Annotated in this window: 17 protein-coding genes; 14 read left to right on the plus strand and 3 right to left on the minus strand. The window is 56.1% G+C overall.

Annotated elements, in window-relative coordinates; genetic code table 11:
- Window positions 1-114: 114 nt before the first annotated feature.
- Entirely contained in the window at window positions 115-1,764 is a 1,650-nt protein-coding gene (locus AABC73_RS03595; protein WP_341522492.1) for a PleD family two-component system response regulator, read from the minus strand.
- A 309-nt stretch (window positions 1,765-2,073) separates the two neighbouring features.
- On the opposite strand from AABC73_RS03595, the gene AABC73_RS03600 reads away from it, so the two are divergent.
- The 9 genes from AABC73_RS03600 to AABC73_RS03640 all read left to right on the plus strand — a co-directional run bounded on the left by AABC73_RS03600 (window position 2,074) and on the right by AABC73_RS03640 (window position 7,595).
- Window positions 2,074-2,580 carry an Hcp family type VI secretion system effector gene (locus AABC73_RS03600; RefSeq protein ID WP_341522493.1) on the plus strand — a complete coding sequence of 169 codons (507 nt, stop codon included), beginning with the start codon at window positions 2,074-2,076 and terminating at the stop codon, window positions 2,578-2,580.
- On the plus strand, window positions 2,556-2,954 hold the full coding sequence (locus AABC73_RS03605) for a hypothetical protein (protein WP_341522494.1): 399 nt from the start codon (window positions 2,556-2,558) through the stop codon (window positions 2,952-2,954). The genes AABC73_RS03600 and AABC73_RS03605 overlap by 25 nt, the downstream gene beginning before the upstream one ends.
- 148 nt (window positions 2,955-3,102) lie before the next feature.
- Window positions 3,103-3,810, plus strand: a complete 708-nt coding sequence (locus AABC73_RS03610; protein ID WP_341522495.1) for a peptidoglycan recognition family protein — start codon at window positions 3,103-3,105, stop codon at window positions 3,808-3,810.
- A 75-nt stretch (window positions 3,811-3,885) separates the two neighbouring features.
- Window positions 3,886-4,212 (plus strand): hypothetical protein, encoded by a 327-nt coding sequence (locus AABC73_RS03615; RefSeq protein WP_341522496.1) that lies wholly within the window; start codon window positions 3,886-3,888, stop codon window positions 4,210-4,212.
- A 102-nt stretch (window positions 4,213-4,314) separates the two neighbouring features.
- Complete coding sequence (locus AABC73_RS03620; protein WP_341522497.1) at window positions 4,315-4,644, plus strand: hypothetical protein; 330 nt, start codon at window positions 4,315-4,317, stop codon at window positions 4,642-4,644.
- A gap of 25 nt (window positions 4,645-4,669) precedes the next feature.
- Entirely contained in the window at window positions 4,670-5,167 is a 498-nt protein-coding gene (locus AABC73_RS03625; protein ID WP_341522498.1) for a hypothetical protein, read from the plus strand.
- A complete protein-coding gene (locus AABC73_RS03630) occupies window positions 5,164-6,630 on the plus strand; it encodes a TIGR01777 family oxidoreductase (protein ID WP_341522499.1) in 1,467 nt (488 codons plus the stop codon). The genes AABC73_RS03625 and AABC73_RS03630 overlap by 4 nt, the downstream gene beginning before the upstream one ends.
- Window positions 6,609-7,169, plus strand: a complete 561-nt coding sequence (locus tag AABC73_RS03635; RefSeq protein ID WP_341522500.1) for a DUF4166 domain-containing protein — start codon at window positions 6,609-6,611, stop codon at window positions 7,167-7,169. The genes AABC73_RS03630 and AABC73_RS03635 overlap by 22 nt, the downstream gene beginning before the upstream one ends.
- 9 nt (window positions 7,170-7,178) lie before the next feature.
- Window positions 7,179-7,595, plus strand: a complete 417-nt coding sequence (locus AABC73_RS03640) for a hypothetical protein (protein ID WP_331150477.1) — start codon at window positions 7,179-7,181, stop codon at window positions 7,593-7,595.
- A 21-nt stretch (window positions 7,596-7,616) separates the two neighbouring features.
- On the opposite strand, the gene AABC73_RS03645 is transcribed toward AABC73_RS03640, so the two are convergent.
- Window positions 7,617-8,132 carry a Bro-N domain-containing protein gene (locus AABC73_RS03645; RefSeq protein WP_341522501.1) on the minus strand — a complete coding sequence of 172 codons (516 nt, stop codon included), beginning with the start codon at window positions 8,130-8,132 and terminating at the stop codon, window positions 7,617-7,619.
- Window positions 8,133-8,557: 425 nt separating this feature from the next.
- On the opposite strand from AABC73_RS03645, the gene AABC73_RS03650 reads away from it, so the two are divergent.
- The 5 genes from AABC73_RS03650 (at window position 8,558) to AABC73_RS03670 (ending at window position 14,544) form a co-directional block, all read left to right on the plus strand.
- The gene (locus AABC73_RS03650; RefSeq protein WP_341522502.1) at window positions 8,558-9,637 is read left to right on the plus strand and encodes a DUF2333 family protein; all 1,080 of its coding nucleotides are present in this window, start codon (window positions 8,558-8,560) and stop codon (window positions 9,635-9,637) included.
- 3 nt (window positions 9,638-9,640) lie between these two features.
- Window positions 9,641-10,186 carry an NUDIX hydrolase gene (locus tag AABC73_RS03655; RefSeq protein ID WP_341522503.1) on the plus strand — a complete coding sequence of 182 codons (546 nt, stop codon included), beginning with the start codon at window positions 9,641-9,643 and terminating at the stop codon, window positions 10,184-10,186.
- Window positions 10,187-10,494: 308 nt separating this feature from the next.
- The gene (locus AABC73_RS03660; protein ID WP_341522504.1) at window positions 10,495-10,866 is read left to right on the plus strand and encodes a translation initiation factor Sui1; all 372 of its coding nucleotides are present in this window, start codon (window positions 10,495-10,497) and stop codon (window positions 10,864-10,866) included.
- A gap of 138 nt (window positions 10,867-11,004) precedes the next feature.
- Window positions 11,005-12,918: an arginine decarboxylase gene (gene speA / locus AABC73_RS03665; protein ID WP_341522505.1), complete on the plus strand. Its 1,914-nt coding sequence runs from the start codon at window positions 11,005-11,007 to the stop codon at window positions 12,916-12,918.
- Between the two features lie 234 nt (window positions 12,919-13,152).
- On the plus strand, window positions 13,153-14,544 hold the full coding sequence (locus tag AABC73_RS03670) for a contractile injection system protein, VgrG/Pvc8 family (RefSeq protein WP_341522506.1): 1,392 nt from the start codon (window positions 13,153-13,155) through the stop codon (window positions 14,542-14,544).
- Window positions 14,545-14,652: 108 nt separating this feature from the next.
- Here the strand turns inward: AABC73_RS03670 and AABC73_RS03675 are convergent, their stop codons facing one another.
- A complete protein-coding gene (locus tag AABC73_RS03675) occupies window positions 14,653-16,002 on the minus strand; it encodes an MATE family efflux transporter (RefSeq protein ID WP_341522507.1) in 1,350 nt (449 codons plus the stop codon).
- Window positions 16,003-16,512: the final 510 nt, after the last annotated feature.

Consider the following 16,512-nt stretch of genomic DNA (forward strand, 5'->3'; position numbering starts at 1 on the left):
AGCGGAGTAGGGCAACGAACTGTAGGAGCCAACTTGTTGGTGAGACGTCTCGTCACACATCGCTTCGCCAACAAGTTGGCTCCTGCGAAGGAAGATCGCCTTTCACTCCAGGCCTCAAGCCTGCTCGTTGGAACTCACCAGAAACGGCTCGTCATGCTCGGAGTTGACATGATTGCGTCCGGCATCCTTGGCGCGGTACAGCGCTTCGTCGGCGCGGGAGGCGAGCATCAGGCTGTCGTCGGTGTCACGCAACGCCACGACACCCGCGCTGAAGGTGCAAGACAGATCCGCCGGTTGCGCCGGGTAATGTATCTCCGCAAAGCGGCGGCGGATTTCGTCGAGCACTTTGTGGGCGTTCTGGATGCTGGTGTCGGGCATCACAATGGCAAACTCTTCGCCGCCATAGCGCCCGATATAGTCCGTCTTGCGCAGCCGTTGCTTGAGGAACAGCGCCAGACTCTTGATCACCCGGTCGCCCATGGGATGGCCGTGGCTGTCATTGACCTTCTTGAAGTGATCGATATCGAGCATCGCGAAGCACAGCTGCTGGTTTTCCCGTCGAGCGCGGAAGCTGCAGTCTTCAAGCAATTGCAGAATATGCGTGTGGTTATACAGCCCGGTCAGGCTGTCGCGAACCATGCGCGCCTTGAGATTGCGCGCCCTGGCCGCACGATTGCGCACCGTGGTGATCAGGTGACGTGGCTTGATCGGCTTGGTCAAAAAATCATCGCCGCCTTCGCTCATGGCGTCGAGCTGCTTGTCCAGATCATCCTCGGCCGAGAGATAAATGATCGGCACACTGACATAGCGGTCGTTGTGGCGAATGACCTTGGCCAATTCCACGCCGGTACAGCCGGGCATGTACATGTCGAGAATGATCAGGTCAGGCTGGAAATCCGCCAGTTCCGCCATCGCCTGGATCGGGTCCAGCAGCGTGCGAGTCACGATCCCGGCGCTGTTGAGCAAGCGTTCGGTGTGCGTGGCCTGGGCGCGGGAGTCGTCGATGATCAGCACTTTATAAGGCTCGTACTGCGCGACGCAGGTCAGTATCTCGATTTTCTCCAGCAGGCTCGAGGCTTCCAGCGTACCGGTGAGAAACTCCTCGCCCCCGGCACGCACGGCGGCAAGGCGCGTCGGCGTATCCGTTTCCTGGTGGCTGAAGAACAACAGCGGCAGTTTTTGCTCAAGCCCTTCCTGAACCTGCGCAGCCAGCTTCAAACCATCGCCGGGGCCACCGAAATCCACATCAATGACGATCGCCGCCGGATGGCGCTCAGCCATGGCTTCATGAAAAGTGCTCAAGTCACCCAGCGGCTGCGCGAACAGCCCGAAAAACTCCAGCTGCTTGGCCAGCCGCTCGGCCCGCTCGAAATCCTGCAACGCAATGTAGATTGGCTTGCGCAATGGCGGCAGCGAGGTTTGCTCGAAACGATCGCCATGCCGCAGCCCGGTGCGCGACAAACGCTGCATGACGCGATTGAGGTCAGTAATCAGGTCGCTGCTCAACCGACCCCGATTGGCTGCGACCCCATCCAGCGTAAGGCTGATCGCCCGCGCCAGTTCCACATGCTCAACCTGCTCGAAACGCTCGGCAAAACGCATCAGCCGCTCGTTGGCAACCTTGAGCTCGGCCAGGTCATCGGCGGACCATTCACTTTGTTGCAGCCGTTGCCAAGCCTCAAGGATCTGACGCGCCTGATGAATGACTCGTTGAGCGAAGTGATGCTTGAGCCGGTCTCGGCTTGGATCTTCCAACTCGGTCATGGGCTGACTACGTAGTGAATGTTCACTGAGGACGAATGCTGGCGCTATGCTAGCACCTCTGCCAGGCACAAGCGTGCCATAAGTCAATTAATTGGCAAGTATTTGCGAGTCGGGCAGCGGCACCTCCTTCTTCTATGCGCGATACGTGCCACGACCGAGGTCTCGTAGATTTGTGTGGGCATCCTTGCAGGCATATGCGGGAATTCACGCTGCAGGCGTGTCAGGCATTTCTGATTTTTTTGGCGGGTGATCTGAGGGTGGGAGTGGGCTGGTAGGGTGCGCAATACTGACTGCAAAGGAGTGTTTGCGATGCCTACCCCCGCCTATATGACTATTGAAGGAACACAGCAAGGTCTTCTAACCAAAGGGGCGCTGAGCAAAGCTTCGGTAGGAAACACATGGCAGCAGGGCCATGAGGATCAGATTCTGGTCCAGCAGATTAGCCACGCAATCACTGTACCCGGCGGCGTGCAAACCGGGCAAAGAATGCACAAACCGGTAATCATCACCAAAACCCTCGATAAATCATCTCCTCTTATCAATACCGCCTTGAGTAATGGAGAACCGCTGAAAACCTGTCGTATTGAATTCTTTCGTTACTCGGGCCGCGGAGGGCAGGAGCTTTTCTACACAATTGAACTGAAAAACGCCCTCATTATCGGCGTCGACTTACTCCTTCCTCATTGCCAGGATCTTAGCACTGCTCATTTTACCCAGCTTGAACGAGTGCACTTTGCCTACGAAACCATCACTTGGCGGCATGAAATTGCTGGAACGTCAGGTTATGACGAATGGAGCGGAGACAGTCAGCTTTGAAATTGATAAGCGCTCTGTCTCCGCTACCGAAAGAACTCAGCGATGCTTACCCGCCCGATGAGGCAGCAGGCCTATTGGGTCAAGCTTTTGAGCGTCGCGAAAGCATCGAAGGCTTGAGTCAGTTGCGCCGTGGTGAATTGATCAACTTCGACAGCGAAGTATTGGAACGTGTTGAAAGCGGCGAATGGCTGTTGGTCAAAGACAATGCCTATGCCTTCGATTGGGGGCAGTTCGATAAGCCCGTGCGTAAGCGAGTGTTTGATCAGCGTGTGCAGGAGTTGTTGCGGGCGCCGCCAGTTCAGCAAAAACAATATGGGCAGGTCTTCGAAGTAGTGAGTAGCGAAACCGGACTGCCATTGTCCAATAGGAGTTAGATTGCAACAGTCAATGGCAGAACTATAAAGGGCCGTACAGATGCCAAGGGTATTGCGTATATAACTGCCGCTGAAGGGGTTGATATTTCAGTGCATGTCCTGTTCAGCGCACCGGCTGGAGTAATTGAAGATTTTAAGGAGGTAGCTCATGGCTGAGGATTTCGTCACGAACACGACTTCCAAAATCGTTCAGGTCGGCAACGTTACGCACCGCATTACCGTCAACGATAGGGCCGCGACCCGGGCAACGATCTTCAGGCGAATAACGGGGGCAGGTTTTCCGGCAATAGAGAGGTCTGATTGGGCTGCGAACAAGGTTAAATCCGACTTGGAGCCAGATTGGGATTATTCAATGATCGCGATTCATCATGCGGGGCGGGGATACATCTGTAACCCAGGTGCTTTACAGATGAAAGAAATCCAAGAGCTGCATCAGAAGAAAAACTGGGGTGACATTGGATATCATTTTGGTGTGGATTGTTCCGGGTTCATACTTGAGGGGCGAGATATACGTTACAAGGGCAATCATTTGGCAGGGTATAATACCGGTGTTGTCGGTATAGTGTTACTAGAGAATTTGACAGCTGCGGAGGAGGGTGAGGATTTTATAGCTGATGTCAGAGTTGCTGCTGAGGAAGATTTTGGGTACGACACAGTTCAGGTAATTCCGCCTCGGCAAATGGATGCTCTAATTGTGCTCGTAAGGAGCGTGAAAAGTGTTTTTAATATTTCTATACTTGGTGGTCATTCAGAATACCCTTTTCAAGGTAAAAGGATATGCCCAGGTAAGGTGGGGTTAGAACTCGCCAGGAATCTACGAGTACAAACGAATTTTCTACCACCACCTACGTCGTAAAGAGGTTTTCAGTTATTGTTATGTGTTCCTGTGCCGGGTGGTGAGTTGGCCAAAATATTAAAAAAGAGGGTTGTCATGGTCGCGGAGCATGGGTTCAGCGCATTAAAAAAAGATCTGAAATACCTGGTCCCATTAGTGTTGGCTGTTTTGGTTCTGGTGTTGAATGTTGGCTACTACGTTGAAGTCGATGAGAATTCAGAAGGGCGACAGTATTTCATCAAGCGCGCACTTACCTTTCAGGTGAAGTTTAGAAGCTTGTATAGCCATTGGACGTGGAGTTACGACGCCCTGACGATAGAGCAAAAGCAAGAGTTGGTTGATTACTGCAAATATCGCTGGGGCATCGTCACTGATCTGGATCATGCCGATGACCTAAAAACCTGTAGTGCGCGGAAGGTTTGAACATTTCTACCGGTTCTGGCCCTTCTTGGGCTCGCTTGAGCCGCAGGGTTTGACTATCTCGCGATTGTTGATAAAACGACGGCTTGTGCGGGGACTGCACTCATGAAAAAGCTATTATTTTGCTATGTGGCACTTGTTATCTATTTTGCTGCGAATTATGGATACTATTATTATCTAGAAGATGCGAGCCCCGAGGCAGTATTTTTTGAGAAAGAATACCTGACTCTGCAAGTGAGATTTGACAATATTTTCGCAAATCAGTCCGACGGAAAGCGGCTCGATCAGCTCTCGTCTGATGAAAGGGAAAAGGTCATTGCTTATTGCAAGTTCCGGCTTGGTATTATCACTGAGCTATCTACTGAAGATGAACTTGAGCAATGCAAGTATGGCAGCACACCTCTGCATTTCAGGCGGCAGTACCAGATAGAGTGAATGATTTTATGGGCGATGAGTTGTTATGGAGGATATGGTGCAAATCTCATCTTTTCTAAATCTTGAGTTTGGGCGGTGGTGCGCAGTTTGGTGCGCTATTGATGGGCTGTGTATGCTGGTTTATTACTACTATAGTGCTGTAGGTGATCGTATTCCATATATATATGAGTATTTACAGTTTGCCGCGTTGTGGGGGAATACATATTCGCCGAGTGATTGGCAGTATGTGGCTCTTCCCATCGCAACAGCGCTTTGGGTGCTGAGCATATCCTACGTTGTTTCATGCTTTCTTTTTTCTATTAAATGGAAGCATGTCAGGTATGTCGTGTTTGTGCAGTTGCCTTTGCGTCTTTTGGCCTTGCTCGTGTTGGGGACGGCGACGTTCGCAAGTAAGACGACGGGTGGGAAGGTCGGGCTTGGCTGTTTGACGGTTTTATTTTTTATACTCGAAGTTGTGAGGCTAATGTCGGTCGGATTTCCGAAAAAATTACCCATTCTTCCTGGTTTTTTAGGCACAAGATGACTCTCCACCAAACCATTCTCACCCTACTTATTCTCCAAGGCGCCATGGGCGCTTTTGATGTGATTTATCACCACGAGTTACGGTGCGCATTACCGCAGCAAAAAACTGCCGCCTATGAATTACGCTTGCATGCAATCCGTTCATGTTTGTATGGCTTGGTGTTCGCCGGATCGGCATGGTTTGTCTGGGGTGGTGCATGGCTTTGGTTGCTATGGGGCATAGTGCTGATTGAGGTGGTGCTCACCTTGATGGATTTTGTCGAAGAAGACCGAACCAGACGATTACCTGCAAGTGAGCGCATTACTCATACATTGCTTGCGATTAATGCGGGTGCGCTGTTCGGTTTACTGGGCTGGCTCTCCCTCAGTTGGGCCAAGCTCGACACCGGCCTGTACCCGACGCCTTATTCAGGCTGGGGGATCGTGTTGAGCATCATGGCTGCTGGTGTTTTTGCATCAGGGGTCCGAGATGCTTTCGCCAGTCGCGCCCTTTATCGTGGATGTGCTGCAGAACCTTTCGACTTTGGACCAGGTGCGCAAACCTTCCTGATTAGTGGCGGAACAGGTTTTATCGGACAGGAGTTGGTTCGTCACCTGCTTGAACTGGGGCATTTGCCCATCTTGTTAGTGCGCGATCCATTGAAAGCTTCCATGCAGTTCGAAGGACGCGCGGCTTGTATAGCGTCGATGGATCAACTCAGCGTTTCGACCAGAGTGGACGTCGTGGTTAATCTTGCCGGGGAAAAGATTCTCGGCTTGCCGTGGAGCGCTAAACGCAAAGCGCGGCTGATTGGCAGTCGTGTGCGTGTGACAAACGCGCTGGTTGCGTGGATCGAAAAGGCCGAGACAAAGCCGAGGCTTATGCTGTCTGCGTCGGCGGTCGGTTTTTATGGCGTAAAGGATCTGGATGAAGTCCGCGCTCTGGATGAAACCAGTGAGGCGCAGCCCTGCTTCACTTCTGAACTTTGTCAGCGCTGGGAAGAGGCGGGGCACAAAGTGGTCGGATCGGGGGTGCCGCTCAAGCTACTTAGAATGGGTCTGGTGTTCGACCGTCATGCGGGTGCATTACCAGCGATGCTTATGCCGATTCGCATTGGCTTGGGCGGACCACTTGGCAGCGGCCGACAAATCATGAGCTGGATTCATTTGCAAGATGTAGTGGGGGTCATGGCGTGGCTGTGTCGTCGCCAGCATTCGTCGCCAGAAATTGCAACTTATAATCTGGTTGCTCCGGAAAACCCGAGTCAACGAGAGTTCATAGATGTCGCGGCGAGTTTGCTTGGGCGTCCCGCGTTGTTCAAAACCCCACTTGCTCCGATTCGCTTGTTGTTGGGCGAGCAATCCTGTCTTCTGCTTGATGGGCAGCGGGTTACGCCTGCTCGTTTATTAACGGAAGGTTACGCTTTTCGGTATCCGACTCTGGCCTTAGCACTGAGGCAGATATGCTTCAAAAGGCCCTCATGATCGGCATGTACCAAAAGGTTCTGGGGGACGACTTTCGACAACTCGCTCCCGTGTTGCAAATGCTGCATCACGGGCAAGGCGCGTCAGTGAGCGGTCGCTTGATCGTGTATTGGCCAGGGTTGTGCTGGAAGCGGCTGTTGCTGCGAATGTTGAGAATGCCCCATGAATCAGGTGCGGCAGTGTCTTATGTGTGGATTTTTCCTTGCGCTCGCGGTGCCGAGCGCTGGAAGCGGAGCATAGGGGGAGTAGCTTTGACGAGCTTCATGCAAGCGGGTGGGCAAAAAATGATCATTGAACGAACTGGATTGCTCAGGCTGCACTTGCAAACCTGGGTCGATGCGCAAGGCAGTCTTCAGCAGCGAAGTGACCGGATTTATCTGCGCGGCCTTGGTTTGCGATTGCCCGGCTTGGTTATTAGCGCAAGCGAGCACGCACTCGACAGTCAGCGATTTCATTGCCGGGTAACTGTGGCTTCAATCCACTTTGGCAAGTTGCTTTCATATGAAGGCGCATTGTCCGTACAGCAATCAACTCGTTAAGGAATGCTAATGAGCTATTCATATCCCTATTATCAAACACCAAGCTGGATGCCATGGTTATTACGCGTGGCGGCTGTCTATAACCTGTTCTACGCAATCCTGTTGTCTACATGGCCAGCTCAAGTGTTCGCTTGGCTGAAAATGCCCGAAACACCGGATGTGATGATTCGCTGCATTGGCATGATGGTCGGTGTTTACGCATTGGGTTACTGGATCGCCGCGCAAGATGTGGTGCGTTATTGGCCGTTGGTTGCAGTTGGTATCGTCGGCAAGACGCTTGGTCCTATTGGTTTTTTGGCCTCTGCATTGAACGGCGTTCTTCCTTGGCATAGCGGCATCATGTTGATATTCAATGACCTGATCTGGTGGATTCCATTTTGGGCGATTGTTGTCTATTGCTTGCGTTTGCAGCCCTGCCAGCGCTGAGCAAACTTTTCAATCGCGACTTTACCAGCCCAACCCTTGCCTAAGCCGCGAACACCAGTCACCGCCGCTGCCAACACTCAACTCCGCCCGCCCCGGCAACAAACTCGGCATATCCCGCAACCGAATCCACGGTTCGTTCTGCCAATGCAGCACGCTGAGTTCTGCGCCTTGCCATTCCAGGCGTGCGGGTGTCGGGGTGTTGTGGGTGTGGCGGGAAGGGGCTTGGTTGAGGATGGGCATCACTTCATAGGTCAGCCATTGGCGCAGTTGGCTGTTGGTGGGGTGATGGTGGTAGATGAGCAGGGCGTACACGGCGGATTCGCTGATCATCTGCACTTCCTTTACTTCCCCGTAACAGATCAGGCGCACGGTGCGCCGTTGATCGCTGTCGAGTTTTCGGGTGATGCGGTTTTCGAAGAACATACCCACCAGACGTCCGAGATCCCTGGCGCTGAACCAGGCCTGGCGCTCGATGATCAAGGCATGAAGGGGCAGTTTGTGGCGGGTGAAGACGAGGGGTTCATAGATGGCGTCCATGCGGGCTGCTCTCTGTTGAGTAAAGGCGTCGGGAGCTAAGAACACCAAGTACAGTGCCGGCCTATTCCCCCGAAGGGTCTTGTATTAGCCGACTCCCGACATAACAAACGAGCAGAATCGCAGTGCGCCTGCGATAAAGACGACCTTATCGCAGGCGCAGAAAAACCGCATCTGTCGTGGCGGGTGTACGGTACTTGATGAGTTCTTAGGCTCAGGCCGCCAATGATAAAGAGCCGAGGATTTGGGTCAATGCCCAATGCTGTAGGGCTTTTCTGGTTTTGTTGTGATCGTTTCGGTAAACCGCTGTCTCGCCCCAGCGGGCCGTCTGGAAACAACAAAACCTCCCACCTCACGTACCCGCAAAAGGCACCATGCTGTAAGGTTGCGGTCAGAGCACTGAACTCCGTGATTGAAAGGATATGGCCATGCTGGATTGGAAGAACCGCGCAGGCAGCGCGAGTGAACGCGTCGATGAACCTGCGTCTGTGAAGCGTCGCGGCTATCTGGGTGGGCTGTTTTACAGTCGTGCGTTGGGCGCGGTGGTAGCGATTTATCTGATCGCCACGGCGTTGATCGGCTGGTACTGGAGCCAGGAGCCCGCGTTGTTCCCGGTCCAGCAGAACGCTCAGGCTGCGGCCCAGCGTGAAGGCAAACAGATGGTGATTGGCTACACCACCGTCGAAACCTTGAAATCCGTTGCGCAGACGCTGCTCGACAAACGTGGTGGCTATCTGTCCAACGACCGTCTGCCGCCGGGCCTCTGGCTGGATAACATTCCAAGCTGGGAATACGGCGTGCTGGTCCAGGTGCGTGACCTGAGCCGTGCCATGCGTAAAGACTTCGCCCGTTCCCAGTCGCAATCGGCCGAAGATGGCGATCTGGCCAAGGCCGAGCCGCTGTTCAACTTCGATAACCGCAGTTGGGTGCTGCCGTCCAGCGAGTCGCAATACCGCGATGGCATCGCGGCTTTGAATCGCTATCAGGCACGTCTGTCCGACCCTACGCAAAAAAATGCGCTGTTTTATGCCCGCGCAGACAACCTCAACAATTGGCTGGGCGACGTCGGTACGCGTCTGGGTTCGTTGTCTCAGCGTTTGTCGGCCAGCGTCGGTCGCGTCAAGCTCAACAGCACGTTGAAGACTGAAGTGATGGGTGATGTGAAGCCGGGCGAAGTGCCACAGGTCGATGAAGAGATCGTCGAGACGCCGTGGTTGCAGATCGACAACGTGTTCTACGAAGCACGCGGTCAGGCCTGGGCCTTGTCGCATCTGTTGCGCGCCATTGAAGTCGACTTCGCCGATGTACTGGCCAAGAAGAATGCAACGGTCGGCGTGCGCCAGATCATCCGTGAGCTGGAAGCCTCGCAGGAACCGCTGTGGAGCCCGATGGTGCTCAACGGCAGCGCGTTTGGCGTACTGGCCAACCACTCGCTGGTCATGGCCAACTACATCTCCCGCGCCAACGCGGCTGTGATTGACCTTCGTCAACTGCTGTCACAAGGCTGATCGATGCCGTTTTCATCCAATGAGGCGGCGCACCGCGCTGCCTCCGATGCCGAGCAGATCGCCTGGGTCGACGAGCAGGACAACCTGCTCGGCTCCATCCAGCGGGCCGAGCTTCGCGAGCGCGGCCTGATTGGTCGGGGCACTTATATATTGGTGTTCAATTCGGCGGGCGATCTGTGCGTGCATCAGCGCACCTTGAGCAAGGCGATTTATCCCGGTTATTGGGACGTAGCCGCTGGCGGCATGGTCCAGGCCGACGAAAGTTATGCCGAATCCGCTGCTCGTGAGCTGGCCGAAGAGCTGGGCGTCAGCGGTGTAACGCTGCGTGGCCATGAACGGTTTTTCTTCGATCAGCCGGGCAATCGCCTCTGGTGCGCGGTGTTTTCCGCGATCTGGGACGGCCCGTTGACCCTGCAGCCCGAAGAGGTGCTCCAGGCGCGCTTTATCCCGGTCGCCGAGGTGCTGCGTGAAACCGCGCAAAAGCGTTATTGCCCGGACTCGCTGGCGGCGTTGAAACGCTATCTGGGTAACGTCGCAAATGTTGAGTAAATTGGCGCACATTGGCCCTTAGCAGCCGGGCTTTTTGCCGTTACACTGCGCGACCTTTTCAAGCTTGGCCGATCGTTCGGCCTCGCTGCGCTGCCCCTGCATGAGTGGGGCTTCGCGATCAACCCCAAGCGCCACGAAAACTACTGCGCTCGGCAATACTGCGTTAAAAACAGGCTCGGAATGCTCATTTAGCGGGCTAAACTCCGCTTCCTCGCCTGTTTTTGCCTTGTCTTGCCTTCGCTCGCTACGTTTTCATGACGTTTGGCTGGATTTTGATCAATCTTCAGTCCTCAACAAGAGGATTTGTGGTGGCAAAAAAAGCCGCTTCCTTCGCCGCCCTGGGTGGCCTGGTATTTTCCACCGACGCAGGACGGCATTGTCCCGACTGTCGTCAACCCGTCGATGCCTGCATCTGCAAAAAAACTGTCATCCCCGAAGGTGATGGCATCGCTCGTTTGCGCCGCGAAAGCAAAGGCCGTGGCGGCAAGACGGTGACGACCATCACCGGCGTGCCTTTGGCCGAAGATGCCCTCAAGGATCTGGCCAAGACGCTCAAGCAGCGTTGCGGAACCGGCGGTTCGCTCAAGGACGGCGTGATCGAGATTCAGGGCGATCATGTCGAGTTGCTGTTGGCCGAACTGGTCAAACAGGGCTTCAAGGCCAAGAAATCCGGCGGTTGACCGACGTTTCTAAACTCTGACCCGTGCTGCCGGTCTATTGCCGGTAGCGAGTTGGCGCCAAATCGTCATTTCCACTCTTTACACTGCGCCCAGCCCGATTTCCGGCTGGCGCTATCTGACTTTTTATAGGGGACTTCGATGTCCGTACGACGCACACGCAAAGACGATGGCAGCCAATGGACCGTTGCGGACAGCCGCAGTGTTTATGGCATCCGCCATTGGGGGGCTGGTTATTTCGCGATCAACGAAGCGGGTCGCGTTGAAGTTCGCCCCAATGGGCCGAAAAGTTCGCCCATCGATTTGTACGAGCAGGTCGACAATCTGCGCAAAAGCGGTCTGTCCCTGCCATTGCTGGTGCGTTTCCCCGACATTCTGCAAGACCGTGTGCGTCAGCTGACCGGCGCATTTGACGAGAACATCGCCCGCCTGGACTACCAGAGCAAATACACCGCGCTGTATCCGATCAAGGTCAACCAGCAGGAAGCGGTGGTCGAGAACATCATCGCCACGCAGAACGTTTCCATCGGTCTGGAAGCCGGCTCCAAGCCTGAGCTGATGGCCGTGCTGGCGTTGGCGCCGAAAGGCGGGACCATCGTCTGCAACGGTTACAAGGACCGCGAGTTCATTCGTCTGGCGCTGATGGGCCAGAAGCTTGGGCACAACGTGTTCATCGTGATCGAGAAAGAATCCGAAGTTGAGCTGGTGATTGAAGAAGCCGCCGAGCTCAAGGTCGCCCCACAAGTCGGCTTGCGCGTACGCCTGTCGTCCCTGGCCTCCAGCAAGTGGGCGGATACCGGCGGCGAAAAATCCAAGTTCGGCTTGTCCGCCGCGCAACTGCTTTCGGTGGTCGAGCGTTTCCGCAAGGCCGGTCTGGATCAGGGCATTCGTCTGCTGCACTTCCACATGGGTTCGCAGATCGCCAACCTGGCTGACTATCAGCACGGCTTCAAGGAAGCGATTCGCTACTACGGCGAGCTGCGCAACCTCGGCCTGCCGGTGGATCACATCGACGTCGGCGGCGGCCTGGGCGTGGATTACGACGGCACTCACTCGCGCAATGCCAGCTCCATCAACTACGACATGGACGATTACGCCGGTGTCGTGGTCGGCATGCTCAAGGAATTCTGCGACGCGCAGGGTCTGCCGCATCCGAACATCTTCTCTGAAAGCGGCCGCTCGCTGACTGCTCACCACGCGATTCTGGTGGTGCAGGTCACTGACGTCGAGAAGCACAACGACGAAGTGCCGAAGATCGAAGACAAGGAAAGCCTGCCGGAAACCGTGCAATGGCTGGTGGACCTGCTGGGTCCGACCGACATTGAAATGGTCACCGAAACCTACTGGCGCGCCACGCACTACATGAGCGACATCGCCACCCAGTACGCCGATGGCAAGATCAGTCTGGCCCAGAAAGCCCTGGCCGAGCAGTGCTACTTTGCGGTTTGCCGCCGTTTGCACAATTCGCTCAAAGCACGCCAGCGTTCGCATCGCCAAGTGCTGGACGAACTCAACGACAAGCTCGCCGACAAGTACATCTGCAATTTCTCGGTGTTCCAGAGCCTGCCGGACACTTGGGCTATTGGCCAGGTCCTGCCGATTCTGCCGCTGCATCGCTTGAACGAAGAGCCGCTGCGTCGCGCTGTGCTGCAAGACCTGACCTGCGACTCCGATGGCAAGATCAAGCAGTACGTGGACGAGCAAAGCATTGAAACCAGCCTGCCGGTCCACGCCTTGAACGAAGGCGAAGACTACTTGCTGGGCATCTTCCTGGTCGGCGCGTATCAGGAAATTCTCGGTGACATGCACAACCTGTTCGGTGATACCGACTCGGTGAACATCTACCAGAATCCGGATGGCAGCGTTTACCACGCGGGCATCGAAACCCACGACACCATCGAAGACATGCTGCGTTACGTACACTTGTCGCCGGAAGAACTGATGACCCATTACCGGGACAAAGTCGCCAGCGCCAAGATCAGCCCGCGCGAGCGTACTCAGTACCTGGACGCGCTGCGTCTGGGCTTGACGCGGTCTTCTTACCTGTCGTCTTGATCTGCTGCTGAAACATTGGTGGGAGCGAGCTTGCTCGCGAAGAGACCAGTTGATCCGATGCATTGTTCGTATCGGAAATATTGTCTTCGCGAGCAAGCTCGCTCCCACCACGTCTATGTGTAATCCCCATCCCCTTTGCGCTGTAGGCAACTTCCTAATCTGCGTTTGGCTCTCTACCCCGCGCATGTTCTCGGCCAGAATTCCCGGCCGCGACCACGTAAGAGAAGCCGACCCATGCATGACGAACCTCACTTTCGCCTGGACGTCGCCAATCTGCTGGACGGCTTGCAGGTGCTGTCTTTCGCCGGGACCGAAGCGATCAGCCAGCTGTTTGCCTTTGAGCTGGAAGTGCTGATCGATGACCCTGAACTGGATATGCACAGCCTGATGTATCGGGCGGTCTTTCTGCATTTCATGGGGCGCACGCTTGGGGTGCATGGGCAGATCCACGGCGTCGAGCGCAGCCACTTCAGGCCCGGCCCCGCCTGCTATCGGCTGAGCATCGGGCCGCGCCTTGCTTGTCTGGGCCAGCGTTATACCCCGCGCATCTTTCAGGACATGACGACACCGCAGATCATCAGTCGGGTGTTGCTGGAGCATGGCATTCGCGATGACAGCTATCGCTTTGATCTCAAGGCTGAATGTCCGGTCAGAGAATACTGCGCGCAATATCGTGAAACCGATCTACAGCTGGTCCAGCGCCTGTGCAGTGAAGAGGGCATTCACTACCATTTCCAGCATTCGCCGCAAGGCCATGAACTGATTTTTGGTGATGGCTTGCGCGGCTTTCGACCGACGCCGACGGCGCGTTATTCGGCCATGCCCATGCAGGACGGCGTCAGCCGTTTTTCCGTGGGCACTGCAGGTGCTGATCGATCGCAACAGGTGGCGGCGGGCGAAAGCACGTTGCCGTTTGTCGCGGCCGGGCATCTGTTGCCGCTCAAGGGTCATCCCGATGAGGCATTCAATCATCTGTGGCTGGTCACCGCCGTGGAGCATCGCGGCTTCGATCCTCGGCAGTTGGGCGCGCGGCGCAGCAATGACGCGGCGCTCTACATCAACCACTTTCAGGCAACGCCCTGGGAAGTCGTGTTCAAACTTGAGCGCGTGACTCGCCCGTCAATGCCGGATATCCAGCGGGCATGCATCGTTGGCCCGGCGGACGAAGCGGTTGCCCACGATTCGGCGGGACGCGTAAAAGCCCGACTCGATTGGGGCGATCAGGGTAACGGCGCTTTATACGGTGAGTGCTGGTTGCCGGTTGCGCCCCATCTGGTGGAGAGATTGCGCGGCGGTATGCAGGTGATGGTGAGCTGTGTGGATCAAGACCCTGACCGTCCGCTGATAACGGCACGTCTTCCGCAGTCCGGAGATACATCAGTCGATGCGGCTCTCCGCGCGCCGCAGGTCAAGTGCATCGAAATGAGTCTGCCGGTGCAACAGTTTGCGGGTGACGAGCGGTGCATCCAGGTGGATGGCGGGCCGCGCATCCGTTATGAACACGGCAGCAGTTGGTCAGTCAGTGTCGGCGATAGCAGTATCAAGCTGGATGCCGATGGTTTGAAGCTGGTCAGCCCACGGATTCTGTTTTCGGCGGTGAGCGAGTCGTCGGATGATTCTCTGTAGGAACCAACTTGTTGGCGAGATGAATCCGCTGCACAGCTTCGCGAGCAAGCTCGCTCCCACACAAGCTCGCTCCTGCACATCTTTAGAAAATCCAACGCACGACGCCGCTCAATGCGCCGGGCCGTTGAACCATTCACCCGTTTTGCTCAGGCGCCATGCGGTGACGCTTAAGGTCGCCCCGCGAATCAGCATGAACAGCAGCAATGTCAGCCACAGGCCGTGGTTGCCGAGGTTTTGCGCGGCGTAGGCGATGGGAGCAATGATGGCCACGCTCAGCAACATGGCGTTGCGCATTTCGCGAGCGCGTGTGGCGCCGATGAACAAGCCGTCAAGCAGATAACTCGCAACCGCCAGCAATGGCAGCGCGGCCAGGTACGGCAAGTAGATGAAAGCGGTTTCGCGGACTTCGGGAATATCGGTCTGCATCTGGATGAACAGATGTCCGGCGACCGAGAACAGCAAGGCGAACGCGACGCTGGCGATCAATGACCAGCCGCCGGCCACCGTCAGCGAGCGGCGCAGGGCCGGGCGATCACGCGCACCGATGGCATGGCCGCATAACGCCTCGACGGCATGCGCCAGACCATCCAGCGCATGGGCCGTCAGGAGCAGGCCGTTAAGCAGCAAGGCATTGGCGGCCACTGTGGCATCACCCAGTCGCGCACCTTGCACGGTAATCAGAAAAAATACCGATTGCAGGGCCAGGCTGCGAATGAAGATGTCGCGGTTGACGGCCAGCAACGGCCGCCAGTTGTGCCACAGTTTCAGCGCGCTCCAGGCGACTTGCCCTGGCCAGCGACGCAAGGTGTTTTGCGTCAATGCCAGCCCCAGCAACGCGCCAGTCCATTCCGCCAGTACAGAGGCGCGCGCGGAGCCGACCACGCCCCAGTCCAGACCCATGACGAACCAGAGATTCAGCGCGATGTTGACCAGATTGGTGGTCAGCAGAATCGCCAGCGGCGCCTTGGCGTTCTGTGTGCCGAGGAACCAGCCCACCAGCGCATAACCGGCCAACGAGGCGGGAAGCCCGAACAGCCGGGTGTGGAAGAACTCCTCGGTGAGCTGTTGCAGGTCGGCAGACGGTTGCATCAGGGTCAGCGCCATATGACTGAACGGCAGGCCAACGATGCCCAGCAACACCGCAAGCCCCATCGCCAGTAGCAGGCCCTGCACCAGAATCTGCCGCAACGCCGCGCCGTCGCCGCGCCCGGCCGCTTGCGAGGCAAAGCCGGTGGTGCCCATGCGCAGGAAACCCATGGTCCAGGCCAAAAATGTATACAACGTCGCGCCCACGGCCACGGCACCCAATTGATGGGCGTGTGGCAGATGGCCGATTACGGCGCTGTCGACCAGCGCCACCAATGGCACGGAAATATTGGAAAGAATCATCGGCGCCGCCAGCGCCCAGACCCGTTTATGGGTCGTGCGGTGGCGCCAGTCGCTGAACAAAGTGGACATGAAGGCTCCCGGGCAAGGCGCGCATTGTAGAGGCCAACCGCGGTCTGCAACACCGTTGGAGAAAGGCTTGCCCGCGAACGCTATTTTTGAGTGATGGATGTGCAACGGATGAACAGGCCCCTTCGCGGGCAAGCCCCGCCAACGGGCTCTGTGTTGGCGCCGGATTCGGTCGGTGATCTTCCCGGCGCCTTCCCGGATGAAGCCGGTCCCACGGGTTGACCGCATTTCAGCGTAGGAGGGGACTCGTCCCCGAAGGCGGTAGTTCAGGCGGCGTCAACTTTCCGGATTTTCGGTGTCAGGACCATCGCATTCGGGGACAAGTCCCCTCCTACCGGCCATTAGCGCTGTCGCGCAGCAAACATGAAACATAACGTAGAAGGGGATTTATTCCCGAGGCGATATTCGGGATAACGCAGGGCCTAAGCCTCGGCAACAAGTTGTTTCCAACAGAGGTGGTTGCTTTTGGCCTGTGGGACGCTGAGAACAAAGTCTCAATCCCACGGTCTATTT

The sequence above is a fragment of the Pseudomonas sp. G.S.17 genome (genome assembly GCF_038096165.1).
In the GTDB taxonomy this organism is placed as follows: domain Bacteria; phylum Pseudomonadota; class Gammaproteobacteria; order Pseudomonadales; family Pseudomonadaceae; genus Aquipseudomonas.